Origin of the sequence: Nodosilinea sp. E11, from assembly GCF_032813545.1 — a bacterium.
Lineage (GTDB): Bacteria > Cyanobacteriota > Cyanobacteriia > Phormidesmidales > Phormidesmidaceae > Nodosilinea.
Window position 1 is genome coordinate 4774271 of record NZ_CP136520.1, and the last position, 24125, is coordinate 4798395.

21 protein-coding genes are annotated in these 24125 nt (G+C 58.0%); 7 read left to right on the forward strand and 14 right to left on the reverse strand.

The features are described 5' to 3' along the window. Positions 1-43 precede the first annotated feature (43 nt). Positions 44-4042 carry a magnesium chelatase subunit H gene (locus RRF56_RS23475; protein WP_317035574.1) on the reverse strand — a complete coding sequence of 1333 codons (3999 nt, stop codon included), beginning with the start codon at positions 4040-4042 and terminating at the stop codon, positions 44-46. A gap of 513 nt (positions 4043-4555) precedes the next feature. On the opposite strand from RRF56_RS23475, the gene RRF56_RS23480 reads away from it, so the two are divergent. Then, on the forward strand, positions 4556-5215 hold the full coding sequence (locus RRF56_RS23480; protein ID WP_317035575.1) for a DUF305 domain-containing protein: 660 nt from the start codon (positions 4556-4558) through the stop codon (positions 5213-5215). 93 nt (positions 5216-5308) lie between these two features. Here the strand turns inward: RRF56_RS23480 and RRF56_RS23485 are convergent, their stop codons facing one another. Further along, positions 5309-5725 (reverse strand): hypothetical protein, encoded by a 417-nt coding sequence (locus RRF56_RS23485; RefSeq protein WP_317035576.1) that lies wholly within the window; start codon positions 5723-5725, stop codon positions 5309-5311. A 109-nt stretch (positions 5726-5834) separates the two neighbouring features. After that, positions 5835-6191: an iron-sulfur cluster assembly accessory protein gene (locus RRF56_RS23490; RefSeq protein ID WP_317035577.1), complete on the reverse strand. Its 357-nt coding sequence runs from the start codon at positions 6189-6191 to the stop codon at positions 5835-5837. A 389-nt stretch (positions 6192-6580) separates the two neighbouring features. Between RRF56_RS23490 and RRF56_RS23495 the strand changes: the two genes are divergently transcribed. The 4 genes from RRF56_RS23495 (at position 6581) to RRF56_RS23510 (ending at position 12045) form a co-directional block, all read left to right on the forward strand. Then, the gene (locus RRF56_RS23495) at positions 6581-8251 is read left to right on the forward strand and encodes a DUF6930 domain-containing protein (RefSeq protein ID WP_317035578.1); all 1671 of its coding nucleotides are present in this window, start codon (positions 6581-6583) and stop codon (positions 8249-8251) included. Between the two features lie 229 nt (positions 8252-8480). After that, positions 8481-8831 carry a VOC family protein gene (locus tag RRF56_RS23500; RefSeq protein WP_317035579.1) on the forward strand — a complete coding sequence of 117 codons (351 nt, stop codon included), beginning with the start codon at positions 8481-8483 and terminating at the stop codon, positions 8829-8831. Positions 8832-9147: 316 nt separating this feature from the next. Beyond that, positions 9148-10263: a hypothetical protein gene (locus RRF56_RS23505; protein ID WP_317035580.1), complete on the forward strand. Its 1116-nt coding sequence runs from the start codon at positions 9148-9150 to the stop codon at positions 10261-10263. Between the two features lie 75 nt (positions 10264-10338). After that, on the forward strand, positions 10339-12045 hold the full coding sequence (locus RRF56_RS23510) for an alpha/beta hydrolase (RefSeq protein WP_317035581.1): 1707 nt from the start codon (positions 10339-10341) through the stop codon (positions 12043-12045). 81 nt (positions 12046-12126) lie between these two features. On the opposite strand, the gene RRF56_RS23515 is transcribed toward RRF56_RS23510, so the two are convergent. After that, positions 12127-14340: an AAA family ATPase gene (locus RRF56_RS23515; RefSeq protein ID WP_317035582.1), complete on the reverse strand. Its 2214-nt coding sequence runs from the start codon at positions 14338-14340 to the stop codon at positions 12127-12129. Positions 14341-14628: 288 nt separating this feature from the next. Between RRF56_RS23515 and RRF56_RS23520 the strand changes: the two genes are divergently transcribed. Together RRF56_RS23520 and RRF56_RS23525 are read left to right on the forward strand one after the other, a co-directional pair. Beyond that, positions 14629-14940: a hypothetical protein gene (locus RRF56_RS23520; RefSeq protein ID WP_317035583.1), complete on the forward strand. Its 312-nt coding sequence runs from the start codon at positions 14629-14631 to the stop codon at positions 14938-14940. A gap of 127 nt (positions 14941-15067) precedes the next feature. Beyond that, complete coding sequence (locus RRF56_RS23525; protein ID WP_317035584.1) at positions 15068-15340, forward strand: hypothetical protein; 273 nt, start codon at positions 15068-15070, stop codon at positions 15338-15340. Between the two features lie 121 nt (positions 15341-15461). Here RRF56_RS23525 and crtI read toward each other — a convergent pair whose 3' ends face one another. The 10 genes from crtI to RRF56_RS23575 form a co-directional block, all read right to left on the reverse strand. After that, positions 15462-17111, reverse strand: coding sequence for a phytoene desaturase family protein (crtI, locus tag RRF56_RS23530; protein ID WP_317035585.1), 1650 nt, complete (start codon positions 17109-17111; stop codon positions 15462-15464). 87 nt (positions 17112-17198) lie between these two features. Continuing rightward, complete coding sequence (locus RRF56_RS23535; RefSeq protein WP_317035586.1) at positions 17199-17804, reverse strand: aminodeoxychorismate/anthranilate synthase component II; 606 nt, start codon at positions 17802-17804, stop codon at positions 17199-17201. A 33-nt stretch (positions 17805-17837) separates the two neighbouring features. Then, positions 17838-18302 carry a diacylglycerol kinase family protein gene (locus RRF56_RS23540; protein WP_317035587.1) on the reverse strand — a complete coding sequence of 155 codons (465 nt, stop codon included), beginning with the start codon at positions 18300-18302 and terminating at the stop codon, positions 17838-17840. Between the two features lie 77 nt (positions 18303-18379). Further along, positions 18380-18892, reverse strand: coding sequence for an rRNA maturation RNase YbeY (ybeY, locus tag RRF56_RS23545; RefSeq protein ID WP_317035588.1), 513 nt, complete (start codon positions 18890-18892; stop codon positions 18380-18382). 4 nt (positions 18893-18896) lie between these two features. Beyond that, on the reverse strand, positions 18897-19094 hold the full coding sequence (locus tag RRF56_RS23550; protein WP_317035589.1) for a DUF3285 domain-containing protein: 198 nt from the start codon (positions 19092-19094) through the stop codon (positions 18897-18899). A gap of 159 nt (positions 19095-19253) precedes the next feature. Beyond that, positions 19254-20243: an isopenicillin N synthase family dioxygenase gene (locus RRF56_RS23555; RefSeq protein WP_317035590.1), complete on the reverse strand. Its 990-nt coding sequence runs from the start codon at positions 20241-20243 to the stop codon at positions 19254-19256. A 72-nt stretch (positions 20244-20315) separates the two neighbouring features. Then, positions 20316-21441 (reverse strand): peptide chain release factor 2 gene (gene prfB, locus RRF56_RS23560; protein WP_410510510.1). Its coding sequence is split into 2 segments (ribosomal slippage): positions 20316-21365 and positions 21367-21441, totalling 1125 coding nucleotides; the frame shifts between segments, so codons are not numbered across the junction. 211 nt (positions 21442-21652) lie between these two features. Further along, positions 21653-21817 (reverse strand): hypothetical protein, encoded by a 165-nt coding sequence (locus tag RRF56_RS23565; protein WP_317035591.1) that lies wholly within the window; start codon positions 21815-21817, stop codon positions 21653-21655. A gap of 248 nt (positions 21818-22065) precedes the next feature. Continuing rightward, on the reverse strand, positions 22066-22527 hold the full coding sequence (locus tag RRF56_RS23570) for an SH3 domain-containing protein (protein ID WP_317035592.1): 462 nt from the start codon (positions 22525-22527) through the stop codon (positions 22066-22068). Positions 22528-22602: 75 nt separating this feature from the next. Beyond that, a complete protein-coding gene (locus RRF56_RS23575) occupies positions 22603-24123 on the reverse strand; it encodes an AAA family ATPase (protein ID WP_317035593.1) in 1521 nt (506 codons plus the stop codon). Between the last annotated feature and the right edge of the window lie 2 nt (positions 24124-24125).

The following is a 24125-nucleotide window of genomic DNA, read 5'->3' on the forward strand; positions in this document are numbered from 1 at the left end:
GATGGACACCAGCCCACCCCATCAGTCAACCGATCACTGGGGTTTACTCCACTCCCTCAATGCGGTCTTCTACTTCCTGGTACAGCTCTTGTAGCTTCTCCAGGTTTTCGTCGCTGGTTTCCCAATAGCCGCGCCCGTTTACCTCCAGCAGGGTCGAGACCATACGGCGGAACGAGTTGGGGTTGAGATCCATCAGGCGCTTGCACATCTCCGGGTCTTGAATGAAGGTGGTGTTGACATCTTCGTAGACCCAGTTATCGACCGCGCCAGCGGTGGCCGACCAGCCCATGGTATTCACCAGGCGCTTAGAGAGTTCCCGCACCCCTTCGTAGCCGTGGGAGAGCATGCCCTCGTACCACTTGGGGTTGAGCATTTTGGTGCGGGCATCCAGTCTCACCGTTTCCGACAGGGTGCGCACCTGGGCGTTGGCGGTGGTGGTGTCGGCGATGTAGGCAGCCGGAGCCTTACCGTCTTCGCGCAGAGACGCCACCAGCTTGGTGGGGTCAGAGTCGAAGTAGTGCGACACGTCGGTGAGGGAGATCTCCGAGGAATCCAGGTTTTGGAAGGTGGCCTCGGCGGTCTTCAGGGCCGACTCAAACAGGCCCCGGTTGCTGTCCATCACGCCGGGGTTGTCGGAGTTGAAGGCAAAGGACTTGCGCTTCAGGTACATCTCCTGGAGTTCGGCCTCGTTCTCCCAGGTGCTGTTCTCTACCGCCAGGTTGATGTTGGAGGAGTAGGAACCTGAGGCATTGGAGAAGATGCGGGTGGCGGCTTCGCGTAGGCCAATGCCCATCTCTGCGGCCTGCTCCAGGGCGTGTTTGCGAACGAAATTCATCTCCAGGGGCTCGTCGGCTTCGGCGGCCATTTTCACGGCGCGATCCAACAAGGCCATCTGGTTGATGAACAGGTCGCGGAAAACTCCAGAGCAGTTGACCACGATGTCAACGCGGGGGCGACCCAGCTCTTCAAGGGACAGCAGCTCCAGTTTGTTCACCCGGCCCAAGGAGTCGGGCACGGGCTTGACACCCACAAACCACATAATCTGAGCCAGGGATTCGCCGTAGGTTTTGATGTTGTCGGTGCCCCAGAGCACGGTGGCGATGGTTTCGGGGTAGGCCCCGCCGTTTTCCTGGCGTTGCCGCTCCAGTAATCTATCCACCACAATCTTGGCGGACTGCACCGCCGCCGTTGTGGGGATCGACTGGGGGTCGAGGGCGTGGATGTTTTTGCCGGTGGGCAGCACATCGGGGTTGCGGATCGGGTCGCCGCCGGGACCGGGGAGAATGTACTCGCCTTCGAGGGCTTGGAGTAGGGCACCCAGTTCGTTGTCGGCGCAGACCTGCTCCAGGCAAAACTCCAGGTACTCCATTAGGGGCTTGAGGGCTTCGCTGTCCACCTTGGTGTAGCCCGCCTCATGGAGAGCTTTGACCCAGGGTTCTTTGCGGCCAATGTTGAAGAAGTTGAGCCGCGACACCTTAGACACCCGCCCTTCAGCATCGATTTGCTCCTGGACGAGGGCGGCAACGGCGGCCCGTACCCCCTGGTTGATGTCATACAGGAGTTGGACGTCGGCCAGGTGGCCGCGATCGCTGTTTCCGTAGATATCGTCAATATCGCGGCCCAGGCTCTCAGCGATGATCCGCTGGAGGCTCTTGATGCCGTCCTCTTCGCGATCGAGGCTGCCGATGTTGACTAGGGTGGCGATCGCCTCTTCAGCTGTGGGCGGCTTGCCCACCACGTGCAGACCGCAGGGCAGCAGCCGCGACTCGATCTCCATCAGCTTGATGTAGATCTTGCCCACCAGGTTGTCGCGCTCGTCATTGGAAAGCTCCCCGGAGTCGCCTTCGGGCAGTGCCACGTCTCGATCGAGGTTACAGATCCGCGCCGTTTCAATAATGGCGTTGACGATCTGCACCGCCCGACCGCTCTCCTTGTTGCCCTGGTAGGAGCCGATCAGCTCGCTTAGCTCTTTTAGCCCCTTATAGAGACCCGCATTCTCAGCAGGAGGGGTCAGGTAGCTGATGGTCTCGGCATAGCCTCGGCGCTTGGCGATGGTCGCCTCGGAGGGGTTGTTGGCCGCGTAGTAGTAGAGGTTGGGGATGCTGCCGATCAGGTTGTCGGGGTAGCAGGTGCCCGACATACCCATTTGCTTGCCGGGCATGAATTCCAAAGACCCGTGGGTGCCAAAGTGCAGCACCGCATCCGCGCCCCAGATTTTGTTCAGGAAGGTGTAGTAGGCCGCGAAGCCGTGGTGGGGGCTGGCAGAGCGGGAGAACAGCAGCCGCATCGGGTCGCCTTCGTAGCCGAAGGTGGGCTGCACGCCGATGAACACATTGCCAAAGGCCTTACCGTAGACCAGCATGTTTTCGCCGTCGGTATTCAGGTTGCCCGGCGGTGGCCCCCAGTTTTCTTCCAGCCGCTCGGCGTAGGGGGTCAGCGCCTGGTACTCGCGCACCGGCATGCGGTAGGCGATATTTAGCTCGGGGCTGGCGTACTGGGCCTGGGCGTCGTGGATCACTTCTTGCAGCAGGGCTTCGGGCGACTCGGGCAGATCCTGCACGTCGTAGCCGTTTTGCTTCATCGCCTCCAGCACTTTATAGATGGAGCCGAACACATCCAGGTAGGCAGCGGTGCCGACGTTGCCCTTGTCGGGGGGAAAGCTGAACACGGTGATCGCCAGCTTTTTGTCGAGCTTGGGCTTGCGGCGTAGGTTGGCCCACTTCATCGCCCGCTGGGTGATCGATTCGATCCGGTCTTGTAGAGAAATCGCCCGACCAGTTAATCCATCACGGCCCGAAAGCACGATCGGTTCGATCGCCCCATCCAGCTCAGGAATCGCCATCTGCAGCGCCACCTGAATCGGGTGCAGGCCCAGATCGCTGTCTTCCCACTCTTCGGTGGTTTGGAACACCAGGGGCAGCGCCACCATGTAGGGGCGGTTGAGCCGTTTCAGGGTCTCGATCGCCTTGGGGTGGTCTTGACGGGCGGGGCCACCCACCAGAGCAAAGCCGGTGAGGGAAACCACGGCATCGACAATGGTTTTGCTGTTGTCAACCGGGTCAAAGAAGTAGGCATCCACGGGCTTGGAGAAATCGAGCCCGCCCGCAAACACGGGGATCACCTTCGCGCCCAGGTATTCAAACTCCTGCACCATGGCCACATAGTGGGCCTCGTCGCCGGTGACCAGGTGGGTGCGTTGCAGCACCAGGCCAATGGTGGGGGCCAGGGGGTCTTTGAGGTCTTCAGAGATATCGCGGCGGGAGCTGTGCCAGTTGAGGTACTCCTTAATATCCTCAAACATGTGCGGGGCCATGGGGTGCCAAATGCCCATGTCGGGGTAGGTGACGGGCTCTTCGTACTCTAGGCTCTCGGCCTGGGGCGCGCCCTCAATTGGGCTGTCGGTGATCACGTAGCGATCGGCCAGCATCAGGAAGAAATTCTCTAGGTTCTCAGGGGAACCGCCCAGCCAGTACTGGAAGCTGAGCATGAAGTTGCGGGCATCCTGGGCCTTTTCCACCGGCAGGTACTTCAGCACCGTGGGCAGGGTGCGCAGCAGCTTCAGCATGGCGTCCTGGAAACCTGCCCCCGACTTCTCCTTCCGCTTTTTCATGAAGGAGGCGATCATGCTCTTCGACTGACCCAATTGGGCCATGGAGAAGCTGCCCATCTTGTTGAGGCGCATTACCTGGGGCATGGAGGGGAAGCACACGGCTACATCGAGCTGGTCGCGCACTGGGGCGACAGCCTCGACCACCTTGTCGGCCAGGTCTTCAATGAAGATCAGCGAGGCGATAAATACGTTGGCCTCGGCCACATCTTGTTTAAACGCCGCGTAGTTGTTGGCGTCGCGCAGTTCTTCAATCAGGTAGCCGTTGACTTCGAAGGCCACCTGAGAATTGCTAGCGTTGATCGACCGGATGGCCGACGACAGAGAGCTCTGGTATTGAGGCTCCAAAACCACATAGACCACCTTAACCAGACGGCGCCCGTTGAGATCGTCGGGGGCAATGTGGCGCACAGTGGGCTTGACGTGGGTGAACATGCAGTAAAACTCCTTTCGCGGCTAGGCTGGGGCAGTGAGGAAACTAGAACACCGACTTGAGTCATGGCGACTGACACAATCGGTAGTTACGCGTTATTTCAGACTTTACAGGAAATATTTCGTAACGAAAGCAAAAACGAATGTATCTTTCCTGTTTGTACCAGAAATCCTTGCCTGATAAGGCTTGAGGGAGTTCATGCGACACAATTTGAAATAAACAACGCTCGAATTTGTTTACAAAACTTACCGCAGTTTGCGACCTTGTCTCTCATTTAAGTAACAAAAGATTAAATAAACTCTGCTCAAGGCAAAACATCGGTCATTAGCGGATCCAAGGGACTGGCCTCTTGAAAACTTCAAGGGGTAGCAGTCTCAGGACGAGGGGCTAAGCACTGATGTGATACATCTTGCCCGATACCGTCGCGATATTGGCGAGACTATGGTCTACGACCTTGACTCTCTAGCAGGCTGGAATGTGTAGGCTAAATTGAACAAGCATTTAGGAGACTGAACATGCGATTGAATCGCCCCCTGGCTACGATGCTGGCCCTAGGTACTCTGATCCCCCTAGCCGCTTGCGGCAACTCGATGCACCAGGGGCATAGCGGTATGCACGAAGGCCACAGTGACGCCATGATGCATGGTGGTCACGGTGATCAGGGCCACGCCATGAATCTCGGCCCCGCTGATGCCACCTACGACCTACGCTTTATCGACGGCATGATTCCCCACCATGAAGGAGCCGTGGTGATGGCCGAGGCAGCGCTAGAAAATTCTCAGCGACCCGAAATTCGCCAACTAGCGGAGGAGATTATTGCCGCCCAGGCCGTGGAAATTGCTCAGATGCAGGAGTGGCGGGCCGAGTGGTACCCCAACGCCCCCGCCGAGCCAGTGATGTACCACGCTGAAATGAACCACGACATGCCCATGAGTAAAGACATGATTGCTGCCATGCGCATGGATATGGATCTGGGCGGGGCCGATGAGGAGTTTGACCTGCGCTTTATTAACGCGATGATTCCTCACCATGAGGGGGCCGTGGCGATGGCGGAGGATTTGCAGGGCAAAAGCGAACGGCCTGAACTGCTCACCCTGGCCGAAGATATTATCAGCTCGCAGCAGGCCGAGATCGATCAGATGATGCAGTGGCGGCAGGAGTGGTACGGCCAGTAGACGAGGTTCTCAAGAGAAGCCGGGTTTCTCCTGTGATCTAGGCCAGTTAGTTGGCGATCGCAAGGAAGAAACCCGGTTTTTGGGGCAAACCCTCTACTCCAGCCACTGCTTGACACGGGCCAGACTCTTCCAGTCGGGCTTGCGGGCAAGACCATCGTCGATGCTCTGCATTACTTCGGTGCGTAGGTCGTCGGCCACGGTCATCACCTGACTGGCAATTTCGATGTGATCGCGCACGCCGGGTTTACCAGCATCGAGCATAGCCACCGCTAGGTTTACCCGCCCTTGGGGATCTTGGGGATTGAGCTTGACAGATTTTTGGGCGGCTTTGAGGCCAGCGCTGGGCTTGTCGGTGAGCAGGTAGAGCCAGGCCAGGCAGGCCCAGGCGGCGCTGCTCTTGGGGGCGCGATCGCACACTTCTTTAAATACCGGTATTAGCTCGGCGGGGTCTTCCCCCTTTTTGTAACGCTCGATGCCCTCGTCAAACAGGGCTTCAACGGTTTGAGTCATGATCTATAAGATATCTAAGCCGGTATCTAGCAAAGCACAAATTGACGCCCACCGTCGGATGGGCAAACCCGGCGTGCCCATCCGACGGTGGTAAAAGGGGCGATCGCGCCTACGCCCCGAAGGATTTACCGCAGCCGCAGGTCTGTACCGCGTTGGGGTTAGTGAACTGAAAGCCGCCGCCGATCAGCGCGTCGCTGTAGTCGAGCATAAGGCCGTAGAGATAGAGCAAGCTCTTTTTGTCGCAGATCACCCGAAAGCCTTCGTAGTCGTAGACTTCGTCGTGTTCGTTGATGTTGGCCGGATCTTCAAAATCCATGGTGTAGGACATGCCAGAGCAGCCGCCCTGGCGAACCCCGACGCGCAAGCAGAGTTCTTTATTGCCTTGAGATGCTTGGAGTGCCTTAACGTGCCGAAGGGCCGTTTCCGACATTAAAATGCCTCGGGTCTGTTCGGTGGCTTGAGCCATGGCAACCTTTCGATGTAAGTACAACTCTCCTAATCATAAACAGAGTCTCCTCTACCTAGCCTAAGCAGAAGAAAAATGTTTTGAAATCTAACACTTTCGCGCCCTTTCCTCAGTCGTTACCCTCAGGAATTTCTATAGTTTATAGCAGTCATTTTGGGCCATTGCTAGCTGTGTCGCTGCCCTCTAGGCCGCCGTAGCTGGGGATTGGCCTAGCAGTTCGGTTTAATCGATCAAGGCATATCGTCGCGCTAGAGCCGACAGTTGGCGATTAAACTTGGCTATGCTGACTTCAGCCGTTCCCGAGAGGCCGCTATGCTCAGAGCCAGCCAGCGGTAGCCTAAAGTTCTGTTCCCATAATTTCGTCTTCCCCACATCGTTACCCTTAGCCCATGACCCGATTGAACCGCATTACCCTAGATCGCCTAAAGCGGCTGCCCCGCGTAGCCAGCGTGTGGGAGGGCGATCGCCGCTCGGTGGGCAGCTTGATGGATGAGGATGCCGGACTGCGCCAGCGCCACACCGAAACGAGCGACTGTATTCTCTGGGTTGACAGCAGCCACGGCGCGGTTCGGGGTCTCACCATTGTGCCTGCCACCAGCGGCTACGAACCCATTGTGCGCACTTTAATTCAGGCGATCGAAACCCCTCAGGGCAACCTGCCTCCGGCTCGTCCGCAGAAGATTGTGGTCAGCGATCGCGAAATTCAGTTTTACCTGCGCGGCGCTCTTCAGGGCCTCGACATTGGCATTGACTATGCCCCCGAGCTTCCCCTGATTGACGAACTCTTCAACGCCCTGCAACAGTCAGCCGAAATGACCGAGGCAGAGCTGCCCGCCCGCTACGCTGAGGCCATGCTCGACAAAGCCATGGAGATCTGGGAACTGGCCCCCTGGAACACCCTCAACGAGCAGCAGGTACTGGCGGTCGAACTCAACACCTGGGATCTTGAAACCCTCTACGTGTCGATGCTGGGCATGGGCGGTGTGGAATACGGGCTGCTGATGTATCGCTCCCTTGACTCGCTCAAGCAGTTTCGTCAGCGGGTGTTGCTGGGGCAGCAGTCGCCCAAGCAAATGCAGGAGGCCTTTTTAGAACAAGACTGTCTGTTTCTAAATTTTGAACTGTTCGATGACGAGCCCTTTGCGCTGGCTCCTCAGCCCGCGAGTTGGTTGGCCTCGGCTCCTGAAGCAGTACAACCCGATTTCGGTAGCATTCATCCCCTAGAGGGCATGCGCAGTCAGCTCGCCGACGAAGAAGGCGCTACCTTTTTAGTCGCCATGGAGGCCATTCATCGCTTCGTCACCCGCTATCGCGCCCAGCTCGAAAAACCACCCCTTAAGGCGCTCCAGAGCACTTATAAAATCCCTAATCCTGAAAAGAATGGGGGAGCATCGCCGCTGAAAGTTACTGTCAAGACCCTGCCCGAGGTGACCGCAGAGTTAGCCGATCAAACCGATAGCGCCTTTGAAGATGGCCCTCGGGACCTACCCAATTTTCCAGTGCTGCGCGATGACTATGTGCCCGAAGGGGCAATCATCATTCTGACCCAATTTCAGCGGCAGCTGATCAACGAGCTACACCACAACCCCACCATTGCATTTCAATGCAATGGCCATTCTGCCCAGGATGCCGCCGATGCTCCGAGCCTGCCGGTGGTGCTGATTCAAACCTCTCGACCCAAGGCCAAGACGCTGATTCAGCAGCTACAGCAGGCCCAGGGGGTAGAGGCGGTCTGTTTTAACCCTGGCAGTGATCCCTTCAGTGGCGATGCCTTTGAACTTGGCCTGCTGCAAACTGGCGATGGCGAACTCCACCTGTTTGCAGAGTATGAAACCAACGGCAGTGCCGATCGCCATCTGCTAGAGCGCTGGCACCATTGGCAAAGCGACTGCAATGGGGCCTGCGCCGTCATCATTGCCAGCGGCATTACCGGCAGCAGTAAGGGCAAACCCAGCGTGAAGGATATTTTGGGCATTTTTGAGGCCCGCTGCAAAACCCCCAAAGATCTGCACCTGCCCCCGCTGATGCTGCAATACGCCACTGAATGGGAGCTAGATTAGGGCAAGGTATAGCTGTAGCCAGGCCGGTTAAGACATTTCCTCTAAGACCGTTTGAACGTTCGAACGTTTTTAGGGTTCTGGATATCCTAACCCAGGTGACTATAGCTATATGAGGTGATGGGGCCTAGATCGAGAGATGCCGCCATGCATCCTCTAGCCTGTCTCTAAACAGCCTGTAAAGAACCCTGTGACACAAACGCCTTTAGGTTGTACCAGTAGTTTTATTGCTTTGGCTAGCACGCATTTTGACGGGTTGGTTTCGTTTTACAGCGCTCTGTTTAGCCAATCGGCCCACCCCTACCAGCCCGATCGCTATGCTGAGTTTCAGCTGCCAGGGCTCAGGTTAGCCATTTTTAAACCTAGTGCTGAGCATGCGACTCAGTTTGAAGCACCCACCAGCGGGGCCATGAGCCTGTGCTTAGAGGTGGCCGATTTAGACACGGCGATCGCCCATCTGATTGACCTCGGCCAACCTCCTCCTGGTCCGGTGATGGTCGCCTCCCACGGGCGTGAGGTCTATGTCTATGATCCGGCGGGCAACCGGCTGATTCTGCACCAGAGTGCGGCGGCATTCATCTAGTAGTCTGCCAAGTCAAAGGTGACAGGTGAGGGGGCAAGGTTTCAGATTCAAGGTTTCGGGTGTCAGGTCCGCCATGAACCTGAACCCTTGAACCTGATCCCCTCAACGTTGAGAGCCTGTTACCATCAGCTTGGTCAAGTCTTCGGGCAGCAACCAACGACCCAAAATCTTGATCCAAGGATTTTTAACCCAGAGAGTTTTGATCCAAGATTTCTGCCCCAGGATTTCTGGGAAACGTGGCACTATTGAAAGGGATCGGCTCCTTTGGGGTCGCCCCGCAGCAGATGCCGGTTACCGTGGCTAGGTGGGTTAACCCATGACACCTCAAGACCCCAACTTTCCAGAAGAAATTCCCCCCGTTCCGCCGCCTCGCCGTTACGACCCTGCCGATGGCGAAGCGGGGCTGGAGCCGGTAGATCGAAGCTCAGCCTCCACTCCTGAAGAGAATAACCCCACCTATCTTGCCTCCCAGGAGCCAGGCTTCAGCCGCGATCGTGGCCAATCGCTGCGGGGCGATCACCGCGATGCCAGGGCTGCTGAGGCCAACGCTGCCGCCGCCGACCCAGCCCTGACTCAGGGGCGACCTCTCACCCCTGAGCCAGAGGTCTGGACAGACAGCGATCTTCAAGCCCCGGAAGTGCCTCAGCCGCCCCCCTCAGGTCCAGGTGAAACTGTCTACACGTCTAGATCTCAGCCTCCCTCTACGGCAGCTATGTCCGCCCAATCGCCCCGTTCAATTGCGCCCGCAGAAGATGTATGGGCTGACACCGATCTGCCCTACCAGCCGAAGGAACTAGGCGTGGTAGATCAACTGCTATTGCTGCTGGCGGAGGCGGCTACGGTCTGGAAGCAGGGGTTGCGTTGGGTGCGATCGCAGCTCCCCGCCGATCTTCAGCGCAAGCTGTCTGACGAAATACTGACGGCGATCGCCCTGGGGCTGCTGATGTTGGTATTGGCGTTGTGGAACCCCCTCGGGGCAGGCCGGGGCGAATCCACCATGACCTCAGAACCGCAACCCTCTGCTACGGCTCCACCGTCAGATTGGTTGGCAGAACCAGGGGCGACGCTCTCGGGTGAGACAGAAGCCCCAGAGGCTTCCGAACCCGCTACCATCGCTGAACCTACGCCCGAACAAAGTCTGATTGCCGACATTCAAACCCGAGTCAGTCGCATCAGCCGTTCCTACGGGGCGGGTCTCATCCAATCAGTAGAGGTAAACCTGCCGAAAAATACGTTAGACATTAATCTGGCTGAGACTTGGTACGGCCTGCTGTCTACTCAGCAAGACGACGTGGCTCAAGACATCTACACCCAGGCCCAGGGCCTCCAGTTCGGCACCCTGCAACTGCGCGATCCTGAGGGTATTGTTGTCGCTCGCAACCCAGTGGTAGGGGCAAATATGATTATTTTGCGCCGACTGCGTTGGCCCTAGGCTAACTACCCCGGGGTGGAGCCTGATGGTGGCTAACCCTCTCCTCACCTGCTTATTTACCCTTGGAGTAACCCCATGGTCTGGCGTAGGGTCAAAATATGGCGGCGGCCTAACTGGGTTGCCCTCGGTTTGAGCAGCGTTACCCTGGGAATGACTTTGCTCGGTAGTTTACCGGTGCGGGCTGCAGACGCCATTTTCTTTCGGTACGGTCTCCTCGAGCGCTCCGTGCGCACCAGTTCCTTAGAGACTCTCATCGAGTTAGGCCAGCTGGAAGACGATCTGGCGTTTTATCTCAACCTAGCCAAACTCAACGACGGTCAGATCGAACAACTCCGACAGAACCTCACTACGCCTCTAGCCATAGATGGGCCACTGTTGTCTCGCTTTCTCTACACCACCCTAGGCGAAGATCTGCTCGCCCAAGTCGGCTCCATTGTTCGAACTCGCACGGGCGATAACGGTAAACTAGCCCTGCGCGCCGCGCTGATTCAGGCGGCGACTTCGCCGGAGGGGCTATCGGCCATTAGCGCTATACGCGCCCTGCCCGTCGACATGCAGATCAACGTTACCGATGCCCTGGCTGTTGCCCAGGCCATTGACCAGGTGGTTAGCGCCACCAACGACTCTATTGTGCAACTGGCGTCTCTCACCACCGCCCAAGCTGCCGTCGTCGCTCCCCTCGACTACGGCGGCTTGAGTGACCTAGCCATGCCGGGGCCAAATCGGGTCAATATCCAGCGATTCCATTTGACCGATGGTGAGCGAGAACGTCAGCTCTATATCGATGTGGTGCATCCTCGCCAGTGGCGCGGTCAGGCTCCGGTTCTCGTGTTTTCCCATGGGCTGTCTTCTAGCCCCGAAGCTCGCCATCGCTGGGCAAGCCATCTAGCCTCCCACGGCATTGTAGTAGTGCTGCCCCAACATCCGGGCAGCGATGCTCAGCAGGTCGTTCAGTTTCGAGCGGGTTTGAGCCGCGATGTGTTTGATGTCCAGGAGTTTATCGACCGTCCCCTTGACATCACCTTTGTGCTTAACGAGCTAGAACGCCTCAACCCCAGTGAATTCGAGGGGCGTCTCAATCTTGCCCAGGTCGGCGTGGGGGGGCATTCTCTCGGTGGCTATACGGCCCTGGCCGTCGCTGGAGCAGAGCTCAACTTTCCCCACCTAGAACAAGTCTGTAACCGTCGCTTTCTTCACCTCAACATTTCCCTGCTGCTTCAGTGCCAGGCGCTACACCTGCCCCCACAGCCCTACCGCTTCCGTGACCCTCGGGTGACGTCCGTGCTGCTCATCAATCCGGTGAACAGCAGCATCTTTGGCCCCGAGGGCTTAGCTGCCGTGACTGTCCCCGTCATGGTGATGGCAGGCAGCCACGATCCGGCGACTCCGGCTGTGTTCGAGCAATTTCGCACTTTTCCGTGGTACGCCACCGAACAGCGATCGCTGGCCTTGATCGAAGGACAAGCCCACATTGATTTCTCTGCCCTTGATGCCGGTCTATCTCACCTGCTGACTACCCTGCCAGGGCTAACCTTAGCCGAGCCGGAGGTAGTCGATCGCTATATGAATGCTGTTGGGCTGGCCTTTGTGGGCCGCTACGTTGCTCGTCGCCCTGAGTACAGCCTCTATCTGAGGCCTGGCTATGCTAGCTACCTCAGCCAAAACGAATCTTTTCGGCTTTTTATGGTCAATGCGGGTGTTGAGATCGACCAAGAGCTGCTTGTGCCCCTGGGCGATCGCCTAGATTCTTTAGAGCTGCCCACTAGCCCGCTATCCGACTAATCCTAAATCCTGCTTAGCTAACCCCCGATTTTAAGGGCGCATGCGATGCGCTCCTACGGTTTGGCCTCATGGGGTCTAGAGCTAGGTGACTTGGGCCACTACATATACCAAGGGCGATCGCCACTGGACGGTCTGCCCCTGCAATTGTCGCTGGCATGTTTGCTGAATGACGGTGATGTCTTTCTCAGGGAGGTGCTGAGCCAGTTGGTCGCGGTAACTGGGAGTGCTGCTGCCGATCGCAAACCACCGTTGCAGTAAAGCCGGAGAAATATAAATCCGGCTGTGGAGCAGGTCTTCGGTGAGTTGGACGGTGAAGCCTGCTTTGCAGAAGCGGGCTTCTAAGGTTTGGGCTTGCCAGTTAAAGCGAGGATCGGTGGAGGACTGGGCGATCGCAGCTTCGGCCTGGTGCCAGCGTTTGACCAATGCCTTGCTCAAGGCGGTGTGATCGACCAGGGCTGAGATTCGTTGGCTGTGGCGGGGAATGGTTTCTGCCAGCAGTACGACGCCCGCCGGGGCCAGGAGTTGCTGCACAATTTCAATGAATCGGTCTCGATTGACGACTGAGCCAAAGGCATTGCGCCCGATGATGCGCTCAAAGTGAATGCCGGGGGTATGGGCGGCTAGGTAGGCCGCTAGAGCCTCGAAATCAGCGTGCACCAGCACGGGCCGGTGGAGCTCAGGCAACTGGGCGGCTTGTTCTTCAAGGGCACCGTGGTCTTGGCTGCTATGGACACGGGCATAGACCCCACCCTCGGGGACCCGGCGCAGGGCTTCCCAGGTGAGTAGGCCAGTGCGAGCGTTGAGGTCGAGAATGCGGTGATGGCGCTGGGGTGGGGCTAGGGCAAACAGGCGATCGCGCACAGTTCCCAATTGCTCGCCTGCCTGGCTAAGGGTGCGCTGTAGCCAGCGATCGCGGGCGGGGTCGTCGGGGCTATAGGTGAGGGCTTCGGGCAGCGCGCCGCCGCCATCGACCATGGCCGCCAGCTGGGCCTCCCGTCGCTGGGCTACCTGGGTTTGAATCTTGGCTTCGTAGCCCTGGTCTGAGGGTTGGTAAAATACCTGCCCCTGCAAGCCACTGGGTAAGTACTGCTGGGCTATCCAGTGTTCGCGGTAGGAGTGGGGATATAGGTAGCCCTGACCGTGGCCAAACCCTTTGCTATCGCGGTTGCCATCCCGCAGGGGGTTGGGCACATCTTGCTCACGCTCTTGCTCAATGGCGGCGAGGGCATCAAAAAAGCCCATGGTGCTGTTGGATTTTGGCGCAGTGGCCAGATATAGCGTGGCCTGGGCCAGGGGATAGCGACCCTCGGGCATGCCGACTCGGTCGAAGGCGGCAGCGCAGCTGGTCACCACGGTCACCGCCTGGGGATCGCCTAGGCCAATGTCTTCACTGGCCAAAATCACCAGGCGGCGGAAGATAAACCGAGGGTCTTCGCCGGCATAGACCATGCGGGCGAGCCAGTACAGTGCGGCATCGGGGTCAGAGCCGCGCACGCTTTTAATAAAGGCGCTGATGGTGTCAAAATGGGCGTCGCCTTCTTTGTCGTAGAGTACGGCCCGCTGCTGGATCGAGTCTTCGGCCACCGCTAGGGTGATAGAAATTTGGCCATCAATGGGGGGGGTGGTTTCTACTGCCAACTCTAGGGCGTTGAGCAGGGCGCGGGCATCGCCGTTGGCCACGTTGACCAGATGGTCGAGGGCGGCGGGTTCGAGCTGTATGGGGCGATCGCCATAGCCCCGGTCGCTATCCGCCAGCGCCTGCTCGACCACCCGGTACAGATCCGCTGGCTCTAGGGGCTTAAGCTGAAAAATGCGCGATCGGCTGACCAGGGCCTTGTTGACCTCAAAGTAAGGGTTCTCGGTGGTGGCCCCAATCAAAATCACGGTGCCGTTTTCTACCCAGGGCAGCAGGGCGTCTTGCTGGGCCTTGTTGAACCGGTGGACTTCGTCAATGAACAGAATCGTGCGTCTACCGTACTGACCGCGCAGGTCTTGGGCGGCGGCGATCGCCTCGCGAATATCTTTTACCCCGGCCAGAACAGCGTTGAGGGCAATGAAGTGAGCGCTGGTGGTATTGGCAATAATTTGGGCCAGGGTGGTTTTGCCAGTACCGGGTGGGCCAAAAAAGATCAGCGACGACAGCTGATCAGCCTGAATGGCTCGTCGCAGGAGTCGGCCCGGCCCGACCACCGCATCTTGACCAATAAACTCATCCAGGCTGCGGGGCCGCAGCCTGGCCGCCAAGGGGGCATCTTGGGCAATTTGTACCTGGCGGCTATGGTCAAACAGATCCATGCGGGGTCACGGGCGGCGGTGGGGAGAGTTAGGCTGCCTTCCTATGGTACCGCTGCCCTTCAGCAGCATTGGCGGGGAAGACTGGAGCAAAGGGGATGGTTCCGGTTCAAGGGCTACCTTGCCCGTTGCCGCTCACATTGCAGCCTTATAAGTTTTCAAAAATTGCCTGGTTCTGTTGGGTAGGCTAGAGCTAGGCCAGCCGTTGGGCCGATAAACAGTCTAATGCTAGCTCGATCGACGGCTACCTTTGGCCTGGCTAGCACTGCAACCCGATGGAGAGAACAGGTCGTGAGCATAACCGACGGACTCTTTCACCGAGCCAATGACTTGTGCCGACGGCGGGCCTATGAGCAATGGCAACGGCGACAAAGCAAGCAGCAGATTTTGCGATCGCAGGTCGGCTTTCGCGATCGGCCCTCTAATCGTCCATCTCCGTGCCAGGGCTGTGCAAACTATCACGGCATTGCCTACGGAACTAGCCGGGCTCGGCGCAGTACTTTGGTCTGTGCGATCCACCCCCAGGGGTGGCAGGGGACGGGAGCTTGTGCTGATTGGCGGGAGGAACGGGTGGTGGATGGCAGGGAGGTTGACCGGGACTGATCACCTCCAGTTCCCTTTCGTCAGGCATAGGGCAAGGGAGAGATTTTACTCGGGAGACCCTGGAGTTGACCACCCCTAACTATTGGAAGCGTTAGGATGTCAATAACGCAGTTACAAAATGTTATAAATGCTTCCTGACCTAATTGGGGCTACCCGAGATTACTGGCGCAAGTTGGACGAGGTTGAAGCTGCCTACCGTCGCCAAGAGCTAACCATCGACGAAGTCGACCTTAAGGTTAAAGCGCTAATGGTAGAACTCGGCCAAACGCGTCGGCAGTTGCTGAGCGATGCCTGGGCTATTTTTCAGACCTTTGTGCGTCAACAAGGGGATGCCTTAGCTGGAGTGGCGGCGCTAGGGGTATTGGCCTACGTTTGGCTGGTGGCTAACGGGCAGGCTTAGCTTAGAAAATTGTGATTTGGGTGGGCATTGCCCGCCCAATGTTTTTGGAGGATGGGCAACGGTGCTCCAGCGGTAACACCGCCATGCACCGTTGCCGGACTAGAGCGATCGCGATCGATCCCTACACTGTCTGAGGCGCGAGTTCCGGGCTAGCCTTGCCACCGACGATCGCAGCGTCAACTCCGTAGTCTTCGGCCACCAGGCGGGCGGTCATCTTGGCCGACATCATCACGCTAGGAGTGCCCGCGCCGGGCTGAGTGCCAGCCCCAACCAGGTACAGACCCTTGATGTCTTCACTACGGTTGTGGGGGCGGAAGAAGGCCGACTGCACCAGCAGCGGTTCGAGGCCAAAGGCGTTGCCCGCGTAGGCGTCAAGGGTGCCCTCAAAGTAGTCGGGGGTGATGTAGCTGTGGCACACCAGCCGTTCTCTCAGGTTAGGCAGGTAGCCGCGCTCGTCCAGGAAGTCAATGACAATGTCGCGCAGGCGATCGCCCATCTCGTTCCAGTCAATGCCCGACTTATTGTTGGGTATGGGTACTAAGGTGTAGGCGGCGTGGTGCCCTGGCGGGGCCAGAGAGGGGTCGGTAAGCGTCGGCAGGTGCACGTACTGGGAGAAGTCTTTGGGCAAGATTTTGCGGCCAAAGATATCTTTCAGCAGCTCTTCGTAGCGAGGGCCGAGAATGATGGTGTGGTGGCACAGCTTCTCGCTTTCGTTGCCGTCGGCTTTAAAGCCAAAATACATCACGAATACTGACATCGACTGCTGGGACAGCTTCACCCGCAGGTCGCTGTTCCAGAAGCGGTACTGAGGTTCAATCAGTTTGCCGTAGGTAGTGGCCCAGTCGGCGTTTGACACCACGGCATCGGCGGTCATCGTCAGGCCATCCCCTAAGGTGACGCCCGTGGCAACCTTCTTGCCGTCCCGGCGGGTGACGTTGATTTTGGTCACTGGAGCGTTGTACCTGATTTTGCCGCCCAGTTCCTCAAACTTTTTCACAAAGCCCTGCACCAGCGCTCCGGTGCCGCCCATGGCAAAGTGAATGCCCCAGGTCTTTTCGACGAAGTGGATCATGGCGTAGATGGCGGGCACTGATAGGGGATTGCCGCCCACCAGCAGTGGCTCAAAGGTGAAGACCTGGCGCAGCTTGTCGCTCTTAAAGTAGCGGCTGCTAAAGCGGAACAGGTTGCGCACGGCATCGAGCTTGAGCAGGTCGGGGGCCACCTTGAGCATGGTGCCCACATCGCCAAAGTGGGTGTAGCCCAGCTCTAAGAAGCCCCGCTCAAAGATGGCGCGAGATTGCTCGTGGAAACGTTTGTAGCCCTCTAAATCCCCTGGTTCGCCTAGGGCCAAAATTTGCTCGTAGGTGTGGGCTTCGTCGCCGTCGTAGTCGAAGTAGGTGCCGTCGTCGAAGTAGATGCGGTAGAAGGGCAGAATCGGGACGATCTGCACGTAGCGGTTGGTGTTGGGGCCGCCCGAAATGCCTTCTTTGATGCGCTTGTTCTCATCGACGATGGTGGAGGGAAAGTCGTCGGTGGTCAGATCGGCGCGATCGCGCTCTAGGGAAAATAGTTCTTCAATAAAGTGGGGAACTGTGATCACCGTCGGCCCCATGTCGAAGGTAAAGCCCTGCTCACGGCGCACGTAGGCTCGCCCGCCGGGGGCATCTAGTGCCTCGACGATGGTGGTGTCAAACCCCAGGCTTTGTAGGCGAATGCCCATGGCTAGCCCACCGACACCTGCCCCAATCACGATCGCCTGCTTCCGGCCCATGGTTGACTCCTGAGAGAACTGTTACAAACGTTAATACGTCTCCGTATTCTACTACTGCTGGTTAATCTCGCGCCGCAAATGCCCACCCTAGGCGGTAACAGGTACCGGCAGCGACAGCAAGAAATTCCGCAGAATCTGCATGCCCGCATCGGTGAGAATGCTCTCGGGGTGGAACTGCACCCCTTGCAGGTGGGGATAGTCGCGGTGCTGTACCCCCATGATCGTGCCGTCTTCCACCCAAGCGGTAATTTCAAGCACCTCGGGGCAGGTGGGGCGATCGATCACCAGGCTGTGGTAGCGGGTGGCCTGGAACGGGTTTTCTAACCCGGCAAATACACCCTTACCCGTGTGAAAGACAGGAGAAGTCTTGCCGTGCATGAGCTCGGCCGCCCGCACCACATTGCCGCCAAACACCTGACCCATGCTCTGGTGGCCCAGACACACCCCCAGAATGGGGAGCGTGGGGCCAAGCTTTTCAATAATTGCTAAAGAAACCCCGGAGTCGTTAGGGGTGCCAGGGCCAGGAGAGATCACAATGCCGTCGGGCTGAAGGGCGGTAATGTCGTCCAGCGTGATTTCGTCGTTGCGAAAGATGCGCAGGTCGTTGGCCACCGGCAACTCAGCCCCCAGTTCGCCCAGGTACTGCACCAGGTTGTAAGTGAAGCTGTCGTAGTTGTCGATGACTAAAATCATGGGCGCAGGCAGAATGAGGTCTAAAGAATCGGGCTAAAACAACTGAGGTTGTAGCAGTTGCCAGAGGGGCGGCAGCAGGAGACAAGCAGCCACCAATAGCGCAATCAGCGCCGAAATCAGCACGGCGGCGGCGGCGCAGTCTTTAGCAATCTTAGCGAGTTCGTGGTAGGTCTGCTCGACAGTGAGGTCAACCACCGACTCTAGGGCCGTGTTGATCAGCTCTAGGGTGAGAACGATACCGCAGGTAAGAATAATCACCGCTAGCTCTACCGGAGCGAGGCCCAGGGCGATTGCTAAACTCACCGCAAAACTACCAACCACCACATGAATACGAAAGTTGCGCTGGGTGCGAAAGGCGTAGGCTACTCCCTGCCAGGCGTATTGAAAGCTGGTAAATAGATTGGTCGCCACCTGCAAAGAGAGCGATCGGTTGATAGGGTTCAGGCTACCCTTGGGAGCGGGTACGGCTGACTCAGATTTTTCGCTATAGAGACTCATAAATAAACGTTGCGATAGGCGATTGGGCAATAGTGCTTTATACCGTAGCGTGGAGAATGCGTCAGGGCTAATTCAGCCTACTTGTCGGGCGTGAGCCCAATCGCCTCCAGCAGCGTACTCTGTTGAGCCAGCATAGCGGCTAGCGTCTGATCGTCGGGGTGATCCCAACCGAGCAGGTGCAGAAACCCGTGGGTAGCCAGCCAGACTGTTTCCCAGCGCAGTGAGTGGTCAGCCTCCTGAGCCTGGCGGGCGGCCGTATCGAGGGAAATAATGATGTCCCCCAGGTATAGCGGTTCGGTCGCTAGCTGGTCGTCGGTGAGGGGAAAGTCGGTCTCTAGGGCCGCAAAGGACAGCACGTCGGTGGGCTGGTCAAGCTGGCGAAACTGCTGATTGAGGGATGCGATCGCATCATCGGTCGTCAGCTTTAGCGACAGCTCGTAGGCCGCAATGGGCGACCCCTCTAGGGCCATCTGCTGGCCCCACTGGGCAAACCACGTCGCCCATTCGTCAGCCGTTACCACCGCGGCGGCGGGGTGGTCAAGCTCGAGGGCTACCTCAAGGGTCGGTAGGGAAGACAAAGTTGTGACCATAGCGCTAACGGGTTAGGTAGGCCAGACCTACCAGCAGGGTCAGCAGCGCCGTCACCGTCAGCAAGAAGTGAAACAGCGACTTGCCGCCTTTTTTGACCATGTTGCGCATGGCCAGTTTGACAAAGCTGGGGGGTGCTTCTGGCTGGGGGGCGGTGGGCGGTGGGGCGGCAGGTGTATCTAGGGAAGGTTGGTTTTGACTCATAGAGAACGATCCAGTGCTAATAGATTCAATGTACCGGTTTTTACCGATAGGTATGGTAAAAGGCTCGGTCGTAACCCCACCTCGGTGCCCCATCCACCGCCTAGAACCTGCCGAAGCCATGACGTTTGCGCCGTCACGTAACCCCACCCCGTTGCCCTATTAATACGTAGCTTGCAATCGACTGAGTAGATAGTCGCCAGCGGTAATAGGCGGGTACTGAGGCGGATGGCCAGGCCCCTGGCAGGTAGGCAGGCAGTCAATGACGGCCTCGGCATCGGGCTCACAGAAGAATGCGATCGAGTAGCGATGGTTTGAGACTGGTCTCGGCAGCTCAGCGCGCCCCGCCTGGCTGTCTTGGGGGAGGCCCACCCGGTGCTTAGTCGAGCGAAATACCCCATTGCTCCAGCGCTCGGTCAAGTCGCCAGTATTGATCAGCACGGCTCCAGGGATCGCCGGAGCCGAGATCCAATCGCCCTGGGCACTGAGCACCTCAAGCCCTCCAACCTGATCCTGAAACAGCAGGGTGAGGGTGCCGTAGTCAGAATGTGCCCCCGCCCGAATTTGGCCCGGCTGGGGGGCCGTAGCCAGGGGCGGATAGTGCAGCAGTCGCAGGGTGAAGTTGTGGGTGACGTGCCGGGTAAGCATAAAGTCTGCTGGCATGCCAAGCGCCAAGGCGAAGGCGCGAAATAGACGGCCCGCCGCTACCGCACAGTGGTCAAAGAACTCGGTTAGGGTGGCACGAAAGTCGGCTTGGTCAGCGGGCCAACGGTTTTGCACTAGGGGCAGGCCCCGGGTCGTAGCCTCCTCTGGGCTCACGTCTGGGCCTAGGTTGAAGGCCTCCTTGAGATCGCCGGGCTGGGTTTCGTCTAGACGCTCGCGCTCAAGGCCAATGTAACCTCGGTTGCTGACTTCGCTCGACCAGGCCAGCGCCGTTTTTTCGGCCAGGGGCAGAGCAAAAAACTGCTGCGATCGCGCAAAAGCGCCATCAATTGCCGCTTGAGGAATACCGTGGTGGCTGATATAGAAAAACCCGACCTCGTGGCAGGCGCGGTAGATATCGGCTACCACCTGCTGCTGGCCCATGGGGTCTTCGGTCAGAAAGGGGGAAAAATCAATTAGCGGAATGTCTAGCTTTGGCGCGATCGCCATGGCAATCCTCCCGACATCAAATGTTGTGGGTGGTAGGTTTTCCTACCACCCACAATTAAACCTCTCTGGTCCCTAGACCGTCTGTTCCTGGAGAACCTGGTTTTCTAGGCGCAGGTAGGCCTGAATAAAGGCTTCGAGCTCGCCTGCCATCACGTCATCAATGGCTGTGGTTTCTACCCCAGTGCGCAGGTCTTTGACCAATTGGTAGGGGTGAAACACATAGTTGCGAATCTGTGCGCCCCAGCTGGCTTCGACCATATCGCCGCGAATTTCGGCGATCGCCTGGGCCTGCTGCTCTTGGGCAATGATCAACAGCTTGGCCTTGAGAATAATCATCGCCTTTTCGCGGTTTTGCAGCTGCGATCGCTCCTGGGTGCAGCGCACAGAAATCCCTGTGGGCAGGTGGGTAATGCGTACTGCCGTTTCCACCTTGTTGACGTTTTGCCCGCCCGCCCCGCCCGATCGCGAGGTCTTGATCTCTAAATCTTTTTCGGGAATCTCCAGCTCGATATTCTGATCGAGAATGGGCATGATTTCGACTCCAGCAAAGCTGGTCTGGCGCTTGCCGTTGGCGTTAAAGGGCGAAATTCGCACCAGTCGGTGGGTACCCTTTTCAGACTTCAAGTAGCCGTAGGCATAACGCCCAGTGATTTCTAGGGTGGCTGACTTTAGCCCTGCCTCTTCTCCATCAGACATTTCTACGAGGTGCACCTGGTAGCCTTGGCGCTCAGCCCAGCGGGTGTACATGCGCAGCAGCATCTCGGCCCAGTCTTGGGCATCGGTGCCCCCGGCCCCAGCGTTGAGCGTGAGCACTGCGCCTTTTTTGTCGTAGGGGCCAGAGAGCAACTGCTGTAGCTCCCACTGATCGAGTTCTTGTGTCAGGCGAGTGACGGTGGCCTGGGCTTCTTGAAACAACGATTCGTCTTGGTCCTCTTGCAGCAATTCGAGGATGGCCGTCGTATCCTCGAGACTGGTCTGCCAGTCGGTGAGTTGGCTGAGGTTGGTTTTATAGTCGCTTAACTCTTGCAGCGTGTCTTGGGCTTTGCTCTGGTCATCCCAAAATTCAGGCTGTGCCGCCACCTGTTCTAGGTCTTGAATGCGGGCTTCAAGGGCAGGAATGTCAAAGATACTCCTGGGTTTTACCCAGGCGGTTAGTGAGTTCGTCTAGGTCGCGCTTGAGGTCAGTGGTGTCGATCATGATTTGCGGTAGTTAGCTCGAAAAATCACTATAGCGAATGTAGGATGCGGATTTGCGATTTAACTTGGCTAACCCCCGCCTGATATCGCCATAGCCACCTGGTTTAGAACATCTAGAAACCTTAAAAACGTTCGAACGTTCAAACGCTCAAACGTTTTTAAGGGGGAAATGTCTTAACCAGGTTGGCTACCGCTATAAGCTCAACTAGACCTTACAAAAAATGGTCGATTGCCACCGCAGAGACCGCCGCAAATGCAGTAATTGCTAGGCCAGTCAGTGGGTTTTGCCCCTGGGCTACCGCAAAAGAAGTGATAACGCCAGCCCCTAGAGCCGCGATCGCAACAGAGCCAATCCAGTCTTTCTGTAGGTTATGCATGGGGTGTTTTAAAGTGGTGATGACGCAGGGAACGCGGCAGTAGATCGGACAGAATCATCCTGTAGAACTACTGACTTAACCCTAAAGGTGGGTTGCTTTTCAGACCTCACGCTATCACCCCAGCCAGGGTCAAAAGAGACCACCCCAGGGAACTGATACCAAGCTTAAGGCTTGGTTAGATTAATTAACATTTTCCCTGGGCAAGGGACAGGGCCAGGGTAAAGCTGGCGACGACTAAGCGGTTTGGGTCACTCTGCCCGGCGGGTGTTGCCCGCTTTGACCCAGCCCTCCTGGCCATTGGCCACTACGCGCACCTTGACCCAGGTTTGGTCGGCAGGCTCTTCAAGCACGACCACCGCTTCATTGACATCAACGCCCCCCACCTGGGGGAACTCCACCCCAGGGCCTTCGCGCATCACTAAGCCGATGGGTTGCACGACCACGGCTTCATAGGCACCGGGTTCGAGGGCTGGTTCTGCCGGGGGTGGTGGCTCGACTACCGGGGCCGCCGCTGCTGGGGTGGTTGGGTCGACCTCGGCCAGGGCTGCGGGCTCAGCGGGCACTTCATCTCCATAGAAGGGTTTGGGGGGCAGCACCGACAGTCGCCCCATAAAGTAGCGGGCAGTGGCCACACCGGCCATCGATAGCAAAATCAGGGCGATCGCAACGCCCAAAATCAACTTTGACAGGCCAATAAAAAATCCTTTCATGGATGCAGCGAGCCCATAAGCCTCGATGACAGCTTGCTAATGGTACAGCACCCCCGGCCAATCGGCATGCTCTTGCTAATCTACCTCAGGCAGTGGGGGGCGCAACCGTGAGTCAATGCCGCTCCGGGAGGCCATCCGGGCTTTGCCTGCTGCTGCCCAGGCTTGCAGAGCTTCGATCTGCTCCTGGGCCGTGCGGGCTAGGGGCACCATCTCGCTGGCGGCGGTGAGAATGTCGTCGGTAGTAAAGTCGCGGTTCTGGCTAAAGCCCAGGTGCATGGCTTCGACAATTACTTGCTCGATCTCAGCCCCTGAAAAGTCAGGGGTTTCGTAGGCCAGTCGAGCCGTGTCAAAGGTTTTGAGGGTGTGGGGCCGCAGGCGCGAGAGGTGCACCTCAAAAATTGCCTGGCGATCGCTCTGGCTGGGCAACCCGACAAAAAATATTTCGTCAAACCGACCCCGGCGTAGCATCTCGGGGGGCAGCGACTGAATATTGTTAGCGGTGGCCACCACAAACACGGGCGAGGTTTTTTCGGCCATCCAGGTAATAAAGGTGCCAAACACACGGCTGGCGGTGCCCGCATCGCCCCGGCCATCCATGCCCCCAAAGGCTTTGTCAATTTCGTCAATCCACAGCACGCAGGGAGCCAGGGCCTCCGCTAGCTGAATCATCTGGCGGGTGCGGGCCTCCGACTCGCCCACCAGGCCACCAAATAACCGCCCTACGTCTAACCGCAGCAGAGGCAAGTGCCAGTGGTGTGCGATCGCCTTGGCGGTCAGCGATTTGCCGGTGCCCTGAATGCCGATGAGCAACAATCCCCGGGGGTGAGGCAGCCCGTACTGGCGAGCTTTCTCTGAGAAGGCCGCCCCCCGCTTAAGCAGCCAGTCTTTTAGGTTATCTAGTCCGCCAATATCAGAGATTTGCTCTTTGGCAGGGTAGTAGTCGAGAATTTGGGTCTGGCGAATGCTCTGGCGCTTTTCGTCGAGAATTAGGTCGAGGTCAGCCGGGGCAAAGGCACCGTGATCGGCGATCGCTCGGGCCAGCACCCGCCGAATCCGCTCTAGCGACAGCCCCTGACAGGTACGCACCACCTCTTCTACCATCGCTGACGGTAGGTCGGCATTGGTCGCGGCCAGCAGTTGGCGCACGTCCTGCCGAATGGCGGCGGCATCGGGCAGGGTAAATTCGAGCACCGTCACCACCTCGCTCAGTTCGTCGGGAATGGTGAGCTGAGCCGACAAAATAATTAAGGTTTTAGGCTGGGCTTTGAGCCGGCGGGCCAGATTGCGCAACTTGCGCGAGATCGCGATGTCGTCTAAAAATCGGTGAAAATCTCGCAGCACAAACACCGCTGGAGCCGTGGCGGGCAACTTTTCTACTAGCTCTAGCGCTTGCAGGGGGTTGCGCTTGCCAAACCCAGCGTCGTTGAGATTGCCCTGGTAGCCATCGACAAAATCCCAGGTGTAGATGGCGCGATTGCCCTGGGCTGTGGCACAGGTGGCGATCGTGGCTTCCGCCCGTTCCTCTTCGCCCGTGGCAATGTAGATAACCGGGTAGCGAGCCCGAATCAGTAGACCCAGTTCTTCTGTAAAGCCCACCG

Coding starts and splice junctions, on each gene's coding strand:
- crtI (WP_317035585.1), bottom strand. CDS start 17,111: ATGGGCCGGAAGCAGGCGATCGTGATTGGGGCAGGTGTCGGTGGGCTA.
- RRF56_RS23525 (WP_317035584.1), top strand. CDS start 15,068: ATGCTTCCTGACCTAATTGGGGCTACCCGAGATTACTGGCGCAAGTTG.
- RRF56_RS23510 (WP_317035581.1), top strand. CDS start 10,339: ATGGTCTGGCGTAGGGTCAAAATATGGCGGCGGCCTAACTGGGTTGCC.
- RRF56_RS23475 (WP_317035574.1), bottom strand. CDS start 4,042: ATGTTCACCCACGTCAAGCCCACTGTGCGCCACATTGCCCCCGACGAT.
- RRF56_RS23570 (WP_317035592.1), bottom strand. CDS start 22,527: ATGAAAGGATTTTTTATTGGCCTGTCAAAGTTGATTTTGGGCGTTGCG.
- RRF56_RS23485 (WP_317035576.1), bottom strand. CDS start 5,725: ATGACTCAAACCGTTGAAGCCCTGTTTGACGAGGGCATCGAGCGTTAC.
- RRF56_RS23490 (WP_317035577.1), bottom strand. CDS start 6,191: ATGGCTCAAGCCACCGAACAGACCCGAGGCATTTTAATGTCGGAAACG.
- RRF56_RS23540 (WP_317035587.1), bottom strand. CDS start 18,302: ATGAGTCTCTATAGCGAAAAATCTGAGTCAGCCGTACCCGCTCCCAAG.
- RRF56_RS23565 (WP_317035591.1), bottom strand. CDS start 21,817: ATGCATAACCTACAGAAAGACTGGATTGGCTCTGTTGCGATCGCGGCT.
- RRF56_RS23555 (WP_317035590.1), bottom strand. CDS start 20,243: ATGGCGATCGCGCCAAAGCTAGACATTCCGCTAATTGATTTTTCCCCC.
- RRF56_RS23535 (WP_317035586.1), bottom strand. CDS start 17,804: ATGATTTTAGTCATCGACAACTACGACAGCTTCACTTACAACCTGGTG.
- RRF56_RS23505 (WP_317035580.1), top strand. CDS start 9,148: ATGACACCTCAAGACCCCAACTTTCCAGAAGAAATTCCCCCCGTTCCG.
- RRF56_RS23495 (WP_317035578.1), top strand. CDS start 6,581: ATGACCCGATTGAACCGCATTACCCTAGATCGCCTAAAGCGGCTGCCC.
- ybeY (WP_317035588.1), bottom strand. CDS start 18,892: ATGGTCACAACTTTGTCTTCCCTACCGACCCTTGAGGTAGCCCTCGAG.
- RRF56_RS23480 (WP_317035575.1), top strand. CDS start 4,556: ATGCGATTGAATCGCCCCCTGGCTACGATGCTGGCCCTAGGTACTCTG.
- RRF56_RS23515 (WP_317035582.1), bottom strand. CDS start 14,340: ATGGATCTGTTTGACCATAGCCGCCAGGTACAAATTGCCCAAGATGCC.
- RRF56_RS23550 (WP_317035589.1), bottom strand. CDS start 19,094: ATGAGTCAAAACCAACCTTCCCTAGATACACCTGCCGCCCCACCGCCC.